General features: G+C 62.2%; 6 protein-coding genes. 1 reads left to right on the top strand and 5 read right to left on the bottom strand.

Annotation, left to right across the window (positions count from 1 at the left end):
• A partial coding sequence (locus tag AC4FAH_RS08710; RefSeq protein ID WP_490245908.1) for an NADP-dependent oxidoreductase occupies positions 1 to 967 on the bottom strand: 967 nt, incomplete at its 3' end.
• Positions 968 to 1,231: 264 nt separating this feature from the next.
• On the opposite strand from AC4FAH_RS08710, the gene AC4FAH_RS08705 reads away from it, so the two are divergent.
• Entirely contained in the window at positions 1,232 to 2,188 is a 957-nt protein-coding gene (locus AC4FAH_RS08705; RefSeq protein ID WP_192837580.1) for a LysR family transcriptional regulator, read from the top strand.
• A gap of 232 nt (positions 2,189 to 2,420) precedes the next feature.
• Here the strand turns inward: AC4FAH_RS08705 and AC4FAH_RS08700 are convergent, their stop codons facing one another.
• The 4 genes from AC4FAH_RS08700 to clpX all read right to left on the bottom strand — a co-directional run.
• The gene (locus tag AC4FAH_RS08700; RefSeq protein WP_490245907.1) at positions 2,421 to 4,235 is read right to left on the bottom strand and encodes a SurA N-terminal domain-containing protein; all 1,815 of its coding nucleotides are present in this window, start codon (positions 4,233 to 4,235) and stop codon (positions 2,421 to 2,423) included.
• Positions 4,236 to 4,512: 277 nt separating this feature from the next.
• Entirely contained in the window at positions 4,513 to 4,785 is a 273-nt protein-coding gene (locus tag AC4FAH_RS08695; RefSeq protein WP_043331296.1) for an HU family DNA-binding protein, read from the bottom strand.
• Between the two features lie 177 nt (positions 4,786 to 4,962).
• Entirely contained in the window at positions 4,963 to 7,371 is a 2,409-nt protein-coding gene (gene lon, locus AC4FAH_RS08690; RefSeq protein ID WP_043331298.1) for an endopeptidase La, read from the bottom strand.
• 232 nt (positions 7,372 to 7,603) lie between these two features.
• A partial coding sequence (gene clpX, locus AC4FAH_RS08685) for an ATP-dependent Clp protease ATP-binding subunit ClpX (protein ID WP_490245906.1) occupies positions 7,604 to 8,416 on the bottom strand: 813 nt, incomplete at its 5' end.

Genomic DNA, 8,416 nt, shown 5'->3' with positions numbered 1-8,416 from the left:
CACCCGAGAACAGCTTGAGGAAGGCGTCCGGCGTCTGCTCGAGCCCTTCTTCCACCGTCTCTTCGTAGTCGATATCGCCCTTGGCGACCTGCGGCCCTACCTCTTCGAGGAAGCGGCTGTAGTTCTGCCAGTGATCGAAGACGATGAAGCCTTGCATGCGCGCACGGCGGATCAGGATCATCGAGATATTCGAGGGGCCAGGCGCCGCCTCGGTATCGTTGTAGCTGGAGATCATGCCGCAGACGGCGATGCGTGCGCCGACATTCAGGTTGTTCAGCGCCGCCACCAGGCAATCACCGCCGACATTCTCATAGTAGACATCGAAGCCGTCCGGGCAGGCTTCCTTGAGCGCCTTCGTCAGCTGCTCGGCGTCCTTGCCCTTGTAGCTGACCGCCTTGACGCCCCGCGCTTCCAGCCAATCGAGCTTCTCCTGGCTGCCGGCGATGCCGACGACAGTGCCGCCCTTGGCCTTGGCCAGCTGCACGGCGAGCGAGCCGACCGCACCGGAGGCCGCGCTGACCAGCACGTTATCGCCCTCTTTCATCTCGGCGATGATGTTGAGGCCGGTCCAGGCGGTCATGCCCGGCATGCCCAGCACGCCCAGGTAGGCCTGCTCCGGCACCTCGATGCTCGGCAGCGGCTCGACCTGGTCACCAGAGAGCTGCGCGATGTCACGCCAGCCACCCATGTGACGCACCTTGTCGCCGCTCTTGAAGCGAGAGTCACGTGACTCGATCACTTCACCGACGGCTGCGCCCTGCAGCGGCTCATTGAGCTCGAAGGGGTCGATATAGGTCTTCACGCCGCTCATGCGGCCACGCATGTAGGGATCGACGGACAGCCAGCTGTTGCGAATGCGCACCTCGCCTTCGCCGAGCTCGCTCAGCTCTTCCTCACGCAACTGGAACAGATCGCGTTCCGGGGTGCCTTTCGGATAGTCGGTGATCGTGTAATAGCGTGTCTGCATGCAATGCTCCTTGCGAATGATCTGGTCAAACGACATGTGATCAGAATCGTCATCAGGCCGCTGGCCCGTGGCCTCAACCCTGTGACGACTGGCCGCCGCAAGCGTTGCTCGGCGACGAAGTGCTCCCAGATTACGCGCGCTCCCGATATCACACCAATGACAGAAACTGAATCCCGGTATGCATGAGACTGATATCATGTGCGGTTGAAACTGCACGCTTTCATCCCAGTGACTGGGTCGCTTCACTACCGGGAACCGCTTGCCATGCACCTGGCTGAACTTGCCCGCCATGATCTCAATACGCTGGTCGCGCTGCATGCGCTGCTGGAAACCCGCAGCGTGTCGCGGGCCGCTGAGCGCCTCAACCTGAGCCAGCCTGCGGTGTCCCGCACCCTGGGCCGACTGCGCGAGGCCTTCGATGACCCCCTGTTCGTGCGCGCACAACGCGGTCTGCGCCCCACCGCCCGCGCGGAGGCCCTCAGGCAGCCCCTCGCCCGCCTGCTGCAGGAGCTGGGCGCCCTGCTGGCACCGCCCGAGTTCTCGCCTGGAGATAGCCAACGTCGCTTTCAGCTGGCCACCACCGATTACGGCATGCACGCCTTCGTGGCGCCCCAGATCGCCCCGCTGCACGAGCAGGCGCCCGGCATCCGTCTGGATATCCAGGCCTATGGCGGCAATGTCGAACAGCAGCTGGAAGAAGGCGGGCCGGAGCTTGCGATGTGCGTGCCCACCGCCAGGGTGCCGGCCGGCGTGCATGGTCGCGAGATCGGGGATGACCAGTTCGTCTGCGTGATGCGCCAGGACCATCCGCTGGCAGCGAAGGAGACCTTGAGCCTGGAGGACTTCCTCGCCGCCAGTCACCAACTGATCAGCATGGGCGGTGATGAGCGAGGCGCGGTTGACCTCAAGCTTGCAGAACTGGGACTGAGTCGTCAGGTCGTCATGCGCCAGCCCCATTTTCTGGCCGCCTTCAGCGTCAGCTGCCACAGCGACCTGCTGCTGTGCGTGCCGGGCTGTCTGGCCATCAGCATGCTCGATCAGCTGCCGCTGGCCCTGCGTCCGCTGCCCATCACCCTCAACCGCTTCTCCTACTGGCTGGTGTGGCACGAACGCCTGCACCATGACGCCGGCCACCGCTGGCTGCGCCAGACGCTCTCCACGGGCATTCAGGCCCGTCACCGCGAACTCTCCCAGCGCCTGCGTCAGCGGCTGGGCTCGTGACTTGATACAAGACTCGTGACCTGACACCAAGCTCGTGACCTGACACCACATCCGCACGTAGCCTCGCGGCCTGAGCTTCGATACCTGAGCCTGCGAGGCTTGAGCCCATTGGCTTGAACCCAATGGCCTGAACCAATGGCTTGAACCAAAAAAAGACCGCCACCCCAAGGGGTGACGGTCTCATTGGCAGGGAAAGCTGCCCACGCCAGTTGCCTGGCTCATTTGCGCTCGATCAGTTGCGCTCGATCTCGGCACGCTCACGCAGAGATTCCTGCAGGCCCGTGACAGCGGCCTGAGCACGCAGACGCGTGGCCAGACGCGAGAGGAACTGGTCCATCTCGCCCGGCTCGGCCTCGCCGATCTCGGTCAGGGCGATCAGCGCGATGCCACCACTGAGCGACGCCTTGCCATAGACCGGCTGGCCATCCTCCGGGTGCGCCAGCGTGAAGGCCTGCTTGACCAGACTCTGCGGCAGCTGGGTGCTGGCCTGACGGCTGACGTCATCAGCCTGCTGCCAGTCGATCCCCTCGAGTGATCCACCCTGGCGCAGCGTCTCCAGACGCTTCTCGGCCAGTGCTTCGAGTGCCTTGGCAGTCTTGTCGGCCTTGGCTTCGCGCTGAACCTGCTGCTTGACCTCATCCAGCGCCAGCGTAGTGGCCGGACGCTGCTCGAGAACGCGCAGCACCAGACGACGGCTGTCATCCAGTTCGATGACGTCACTGTTGTAGCCCTCTTCCAGCACTTCGTCACCGAAGGCTGCCGCCATCACACCCGGCTCGGACAGCAGTTCGTCATCATTTTCCTGCGCGACCCAGTCGGTCTTCTTCAGCGGCAGGTCCAGATCCTCGGCGACGCTGGCCAGATCATCCGCCGCGAAGCTCTCATCTTTCAGCTGCTGCGCCTTCTCGTTGAAGGTATCGCGGGAAGCGGCCTGACGGGCTTGCGTCAGCAGCTCGTCGCGCATGTCCTCGAAGGGCGCGATGTCCAGACCGGTCACCTTGATCAGGTGCAGGCTGTCGCCGGTATCGACGATATCCGAGACCTGACCTTCATCCAGTGCGAAGGCCGCGTCATCGAAGTCTTCACCGAAGATACCGCGGGTGATCACGCCAAGCTCACCGCCGTCCTCGGCCGTGGAGCTGTCTTCGGAGACCTCGGCCGCCACCTTGGCGAAGTCTTCGCCGTTGGCGAGTGCGTCACGTGCGCCCTCGAGCTTGGCACGTGCCGCCGCATCATCGTCACCCTTCTCGACCATGATGTGCGCGATTTCCCGCGGCGCGTCGGCACGCTTGGCCGCATATTCGGCCTTGAGCGTGTCTTCGCTGATATCGCCACCGCTGGCCAGCTCGTTCTGGTCCAGCAGCACGTAGGCCAGCTTGACCTGTGCCGGGCGGCGGTAGTTGTCTTGGTGGCTGTCATACCAGGCCTTGAGCTCGTCTTCGCTGACCGTCACCGGCGCATCGAGGTCCGCACTGCTCAGCGTGGCATAGCGGAAGGTGCGCGTCTGACGCTGCAGCTGGCTGAGCTTCTCTTCTTCGCCCGGCAGCACGAAGGCACTGGCGGCAAAGCCGTCGGTCAACTGCTGGCGCAGGGTGTCGCTGCTCAGCTGCTGGCGGAAGGAGGTGGGAGAATAGCCGGCGCTGGCCAGACGATTGCGGAACAGGTCGGCATCGAAGCGTCCCTTGTCGTCCTGGAAGTCCGGAATGCTCACGATCAGTTGATCGAGCTGCGCATCGGACATGTGCAGGCCGCCTTCCTCGGCGTATTGATCCAGCAGGCGGGAATCGATCATCTGGTTGATGATCTGATTGCGTGCTTCGCGCTCCTGTTCCGGCGCTACCTGGCCAGAACGGATGGCACGCTGGACTTCGGTTTCCACCGCCTGACGGCTGATGGTATCGCCATTGACCGTGGCCACGTCGTCACTGCTGGCAGTGAAGGCGCCAATGATCGACTCAACACCAAAGAAGGCAAAGGTGACGACAATGAAACCAACGATCGTCTTGGCCACCCAGCCATGCGACCGGTCTCGAATTCGTTGCAGCATGCAGGCCTCGAACTACAGGGATTGGAATGGCCACAAGGGCCGCGACTCAGTGACTGATGATTATACGCATGCCGCAGACAGATGCAGGTGACTTTGCACGACTGACTGACTCGCCAGGGTCATCAAACGCTTGCGCCCTGCCGACATGGCCGGGGTCAGCCACAAAAAAAGCGCATCGCCAGGCGATGCGCTTCGATGTTCTGGTGCCGGTTCGGCAGTCATCAGACCACTCCCGAACCGGTACCGCGCCACCGGGTGCCTGCGAAGCAGGCAGACCTCAGTTGACGGCGTCTTTCAGTGCCTTGCCAGCCTTGAAGCTCGGCACCTTGGCAGCACTGATCTCGATCGGAGCGCCAGTCTGCGGGTTACGGCCAGTACGTGCAGCACGTTCCTTGACAATAAAGGTGCCGAACCCGACCAGTGCCACGGTCTCACCCTTCTTCAGGCTATCAGTGACGGTGTCGACCATCGCATCGAGTGCACGGCTAGCTGCTGCTTTCGGAATATCGGCAGATGCAGCAATGGCTTCGATCAGCTCGGATTTATTCACTCTTCACCCCTTGAATTTGCAAAAATTACCAGAAATCAGCGCGAAAATTACGGGTGCTAAACGCGATCGCGACGAAGCGGAGTTTATAGCAACGCCCTCAAACGACTGTCAAGCAACCTCACGCGCAAAACCGCACCACGCCGCCGTTTCGACAGCGGCATGGCCAAAAAAATCCCGTCAATGTGTACTGATCATTGTCTGACGACCACTGGCATCGTCTGAACGAGAATCGTCCTTCTCAGCAGTAGACTTTTCTGCTAGAGCCACCTCAAGCACTTCGTCGATCCAGCGCACCGGCCGAATATCGAGTGCATCCTTGATGGTGTCCGGAACCTCCTTGAGGTCACGGCGATTTTCCTCGGGAATCAGCACAAGCTTTATACCACCGCGTCGCGCCGCCAGCAATTTCTCCTTGAGGCCACCGATCGGCATGACTTCGCCGCGCAGGTTGACCTCACCGGTCATTGCCACGTCACAGCGCACGGGGCGTCCACAGTAAGCGGATACCATCGCGGTGACCATGGCAGCGCCCGCACTGGGGCCGTCCTTGGGCGTGGCGCCTTCCGGCACGTGAATGTGCAGGTCTTCCTTCTCGAAGCGCTCAGCCTCGATACCGAAGGCCTCGGCACGCGCACGCACCACGGTGTGGGCCGCACTCACCGATTCCTTCATGACGTCGCCCAGTGACCCGGTCTTGCTGACACGGCCCTTGCCCGGCGTGACGACAGATTCGATGGTCAGCAGCTCACCACCGACGGAGGTCCAGGCCAGGCCAGTGACACGGCCGATCTGGTCCTCGGCATCGGCAAGGCCGAAGCTGTACTTGCGCACACCCGCGTAGCGCTCGACCTGCTCGGCCTCAAGATGCATGGAGGACAGTGCACCCTCCTTTGCCTCGGCGACCACACGCTCACGCACGATCTTGCGGCAGACCTTGGCGAGCTGGCGCTCAAGTTCACGCACACCGGCTTCACGCGAGTAGTAACGGATCAGCTCGAGCACGGAGGCTTCGCTGAAGGTCAGCTCGCCCGGCTTCAGACCATTGGCCTTGAGCTGCTTGGGCGCCAGGTAGCGCATGGCGATGGCCAGCTTCTCGTCTTCGGTGTAACCCGGCAGACGGATGATTTCCATGCGGTCGCGCAGCGGGCCCGGAATGTTCATCGAGTTGGACGTACAGATGAACAGGGTCTCGGACAGATCGTAATCAAGCTCGAGGTAGTGATCGGCGAACTTGTCGTTCTGCTCCGGGTCAAGCACCTCAAGCAGCGCCGAGGCCGGATCACCGCGGTGGTCCATGCCCAGCTTGTCGATCTCGTCGAGCAGCACCAGCGGATTCTTCACGCCCGTCTTGGCCATGCGCTGGATGATCTTGCCCGGCAGTGCCCCGATATAGGTGCGGCGGTGACCGCGGATCTCGGACTCATCGCGCACGCCGCCCAGCGCCATACGGGTGTACTGACGGTTGGTGGCACGTGCGATGGACTTGCCCAGCGAGGTCTTGCCGACACCCGGCGGACCGACCAGACACAGCACCGGCCCCTTGAGCTTCTTGACGCGCTTCTGCACGGCGAGATACTCGAGGATGCGTTCCTTGACCTCATCCAGACCGTAGTGGTCCTCGTCCAGCACCTTGGCGGCGTGGTCGATGTCATGACGCACACGCGTGCGCTTCTTCCACGGCACGTCGCACAGCCAGTCCAGGTAGGTGCGCACCACGGTCGCCTCGGCGGAAGTCGGCCCCATCATCTTGAGCTTGTTGAGCTCCTGAGTGGCCTTCTCCTCTGCCTCCTTCGGCATGCCGGCGTCCTTGATGCGACGCTCGTACTGCTCGACCTCGTTGGGCACGTCATCCAGCTCACCCATTTCCTTCTGGATGGCCTTCATCTGCTCATTGAGGTAGTACTCGCGCTGCGACTTCTCCATCTGCTCCTTGACGCGGGTACGAATGCGCTTCTCGACCTGCAACAGGTCGATCTCCGCTTCGATCAGCGTCATCAGGTGCTCGATGCGGTCACGCACCTTGTCCATCTCGAGCAGCGCCTGCTTGTCATTGATGCCCAGCGACAGATGCGCGCTGATGGTGTCCACCAGACGGCTCGGGTCTTCAATGCCCTGCAGGCTGCCCAGCACTTCGTTGGGCACCTTCTTGGAAAGCTTCACATACTGCTCGAACTGGTTGAGCAGCACGCGCACCAGGGTTTCCTGCTCTCGCTCGGACAGCGGCTGGCTGTCACGCAGCGCGACGTCGGCGATGCTGTGGCCGTCGTCGTGCAGGCGAATCGCCTGGATATCGGCGCGCGAACTGCCCTCGATCAGCACCTTGACGGTGCCATCAGGGAGTTTGAGCAGCTGCATGATGTCGGCAACGGTGCCGATGGCGAACAGGTCTTCCGCCGTCGGGTCGTCCTGGCTGGCTTCACGCTGCGCCGCAAGCAGGATCTTCTTGTCGCCTTCCATGGCCACTTCGAGGGCCTGGATCGACTTTTCCCGGCCGACGAACAGCGGAATCACCATCTGGGGATAGACCACCACATCCCGCAGCGGCAGCAGCGGAAGTGTCAGGGTCTGATCTTCGTTCTGCTCCATGGCAGACGTTCCTCGGTATTCTGTGGGTGGGCCGCCTCACACGGCACTTTGATACTGAGACCATGGGGGCAAGGTCATGATTTTGCAATGATCCCGACACGCCTGGCGGTAACTCAACGCTGAATGAAGCCGTGCGTGACCCGCGAATGCATCACAGTAAGGATGGCTTGCGAGCGCAAACGCAACGGGGGGCCTTGCGGCCCCCCGTTGGTGCGACTCAGGCCCGGACGTTTCAGCCGTCCTTGCCGGCCACCTTGCCCTGACTCTCTTCGTTCTTGGAGTAGATCAGCAGCGGCTTGCTGTCGCCGGCAATCACCGACTCATCCACCACCACCTTGCTGACACTCTCCTCGGACGGGATGTCATACATGGTGTCGAGCAGCACGGACTCGAGGATCGAGCGCAGACCACGTGCGCCGGTACGACGCTCGATGGCCTTGCGAGCCACGGCACGCAGCGCATCTTCGCGCAGGTCCAGCTCGACATCTTCCATCTCGAACAGGCGCGAGTACTGCTTGACCAGCGAGTTCTTCGGCTCGGTCAGAATCTGCACCAGGGCATCTTCGTCCAGCTCGGTCAGTGTCGCGATGACCGGCAGGCGGCCAACGAACTCGGGAATGAGACCGAACTTGACCAGATCACCCGGCTCGACGTCTGCCAGCACGCGACCCACGGTCTTCTCGTCCTGCTTGCTCTTGACCTCGGCATTGAAGCCGATGCCACCCTTCTCGGCGCGTTCGCGGATCACCTTGTCCAGCCCGGCGAAAGCACCGCCGACGATGAACAGGATGTTGCCGGTATTCACCTGCAGGAATTCCTGCTGAGGGTGCTTGCGACCGCCCTGCGGCGGCACCGAGGCAGTGGTGCCCTCGATCAGCTTGAGCAGTGCCTGCTGCACGCCTTCACCCGAGACATCACGCGTGATGGAGGGGTTGTCGGACTTGCGTGAGATCTTGTCGATCTCATCGATGTAGACAATGCCACGCTCGGCCTTCTCGACATCGTAATCGCATTTCTGCAGCAGCTTCTGGATGATGTTCTCGAC

This window comes from Cobetia sp., assembly GCF_983723665.1.
This window is presented reverse-complemented; position numbering and strand designations above follow the sequence as displayed.